General features: G+C 57.6%; 3 protein-coding genes. All 3 read right to left on the bottom strand.

Annotated features, from left to right (window positions below; genetic code table 11):
• Positions 1 to 30: 30 nt before the first annotated feature.
• Genes tnpC through tnpA form a run of 3 tightly spaced genes read right to left on the bottom strand, consistent with a single transcriptional unit; the run spans position 31 to position 2,372 of the window.
• Entirely contained in the window at positions 31 to 1,581 is a 1,551-nt protein-coding gene (gene tnpC, locus SJI19_RS24485) for an IS66 family transposase (RefSeq protein ID WP_323480841.1), read from the bottom strand.
• A 30-nt stretch (positions 1,582 to 1,611) separates the two neighbouring features.
• On the bottom strand, positions 1,612 to 1,959 hold the full coding sequence (gene tnpB / locus SJI19_RS24480) for an IS66 family insertion sequence element accessory protein TnpB (protein ID WP_323480840.1): 348 nt from the start codon (positions 1,957 to 1,959) through the stop codon (positions 1,612 to 1,614).
• Positions 1,956 to 2,372, bottom strand: coding sequence for an IS66-like element accessory protein TnpA (tnpA, locus tag SJI19_RS24475; RefSeq protein WP_323480839.1), 417 nt, complete (start codon positions 2,370 to 2,372; stop codon positions 1,956 to 1,958). Before tnpA ends, tnpB begins: the two co-directional genes overlap by 4 nt.
• Positions 2,373 to 2,457: the final 85 nt, after the last annotated feature.

The raw sequence follows: 2,457 nt of genomic DNA, 5'->3' as shown, positions 1-2,457 counted from the left end.
GTAAGCGTCCAGCATGTACCGTATTGACAACTACTCAGGCGAGAGGGTGATATTCCACGGCAACAGTTCGTTTATCCGAGTTATGGGCCACTCGGCGATAAGGCTCAGTACCTCTTTGAGGTATTTCTCCGGATCTATGCCGTTCAGCCTGCATGTCCCGATTAGACTATACAACAGCGCACCGCGCTCACCACCGGTGTCCGAACCGAAGAACATATAATTCTTTCGCCCCAACGCCACCGCGCGCAGCGCATTTTCCGCCAGGTTATTGTCGATTTCCACCCAGCCGTCTTCCAGGAAGCAACACAACGCCGTCCACTGGTTCAGGGCATAGTTGAACGCCTTTGCCGTGTCACTGTGGCGCGACAGCGTTTTCAGTTTTTTCCGGAGCCAACCCTCAAGTCCGTCCATCAGTGGCTTGCTGCTTTTTTGCCTCACCGCCAGCCGTTGTTGCGCCGGCTGACCCCGGATAGTGGCTTCTATTTCATACAGTTCCCTGATACGTTGCAGCGCTTCTGTTGTGGTGTCTGAAGGGGTTCGAACATGCACATCGTAGATTTTGCGTCGGGCATGCGCCATGCACGCCGCTTCCCGGATAACCCCGACCTCGCGTTCAGGGTCATACAGTTCGTTAAAGCCAGCATACGCATCCGCTTGCAGCACACCGCTGAACAGGGCCAGATGGGACTGTGGATGGATGCCCTTTCGGTCCGGCGAGTACGCGAACCACACCGCTGGCGGCTGTGATGAGCCGGCGTTGCGATCGTCACGCACATACACCCACAACCGGCCGGTCTTGGTTTTTTTATTGCCCGGTAGCAGAACCGGCACCGGCGTATCGTCGGCGTGCAGTTTGCCCGGCATCAGGACATACCGGCGCAGCGCCGTCTCCAGCGGGGACATTAAGCGGCAGCAGGCATCCACCCAGCCCGACAAGAGCGAGCGACTGAGTTTCACACCCTGGCGAGCCAGGATCTCACTTTGACGATAGAGAGGCGAGTGCTCGCAATACTTAGCAGTCAGTACGCGGGCCAGCAGGCCCGGTCCGGCGATGCCTCTTTCGATGGGACGCGAGGGCGCCGGCGCCTGCACGATGCGGTCGCATCGGCTACAGGCATGCTTTTCCCGTTCGGTACGGATGACTTTCAGCGCGCTGCGCATCAGTTCTAACTGCTCCGCCACGTCCTCGCCCAGGTAGTGAAGTTCGCCACCGCAGTCCGGGCACGCCGATTCAATCGGCAGCAGGTGTTTCACTTCCCGAGGGAGTGTTTCAGGGAAGGGGTGACGGTAGCGGGACTGGCGCAGCGGACGCGGGACAGCCGGATCATTCACGCGTCCGAGCAGGCTATCCGTTTCTTTTTCGCGTTTCTCCAGATCCTGCTCAAGTTGCTCTATTTGGCGAGCCACCTTTTCAGAACGACGACCGAAGTTCATGCGTTTGAGTTTGTCCAACTGCGCCCGCAGCCGGTCGATTTCGCGCTCGCGTTCGTCCAGGGACTCTCGCAGGGCCAGAATAACCCGGTCCTGTTCAGCCAAGCGCTGTTTAAGTAGAGGAATAGTGTCGGTATGTTGATATTTCATATGCCCGGCATAGTACCGGGCTGGCGATTTTTATAACATAGACAGGGAGTTAACAAGCCTTTTAGGTTGCCGCCAGTCGATGCCTTCGAGCAACATGGCCAGTTGTGCCGAGGTAAGGAACACCTTACCCTCTCGGGCCGAGGGCCAGGCAAAGCGCCCGCGTTCAAGGCGTTTGGATAGCAGGCACAGACCGTCGCCGGTGGACCAGAGCAGCTTGATGGTGTTGCCACGTCTGCCCCGGAAGACAAACACATGGCCGCAGAACGGATCCTCCCGAACGGCATTTTCCACCTTGGCCGCCAGACCGTTAAAGCCGTTACGCATATCGGTAATACCGGCAACGATCCAGATTTTTGTTCCTGACGGCAGGCCGATCATACCCCGTCTCCCGCTATCAGCTCACGGACCAGGGCAGCCAGCAGCTCCGTTGAAGGCGCGGTTAATGTCAGATGTCCGCGAGCGAAGATCACCTCGCAACGGCACGACACAACCGATACCGGGATATCCGGCGGCGGCGCAAGCGCGACATTTTGAGTCATCTCTACAGGGATAAGCACGGGTTGAGCCTGGCTGGGAACGGTCACAGGCTGGCGGCGGGTGACCCGCCCTTCGCTGCGGTAAAGGCGGATCCAGTTGAATAGGATGTTGTCATTCACCTGATGACGGCGAGCAATGTCGGCCACAGATGCACCAGGCTCAAGCGCGAGCAGTACCAGCTTGAGTTTGAATTCTGGAGAGTAAAACCGGCGCGGTGCTGAGCGCCAACCAGATTTATTGTCAGGAGTGTCCAAAATAGATGTCCGTCTGTTGATAGATGGGCATCTACGTTATCTGTTCATAGCAATTTAGGGCAGACGGTCCGAGGTGGACGCTTAC

The sequence above is a fragment of the Acerihabitans sp. TG2 genome (assembly GCF_035013185.1).
Taxonomy (GTDB): domain Bacteria; phylum Pseudomonadota; class Gammaproteobacteria; order Enterobacterales; family Enterobacteriaceae; genus Acerihabitans.
The sequence above is the reverse complement of the archived record's forward strand: the minus strand, read 5'-3'. Positions and strand labels throughout refer to the sequence as shown.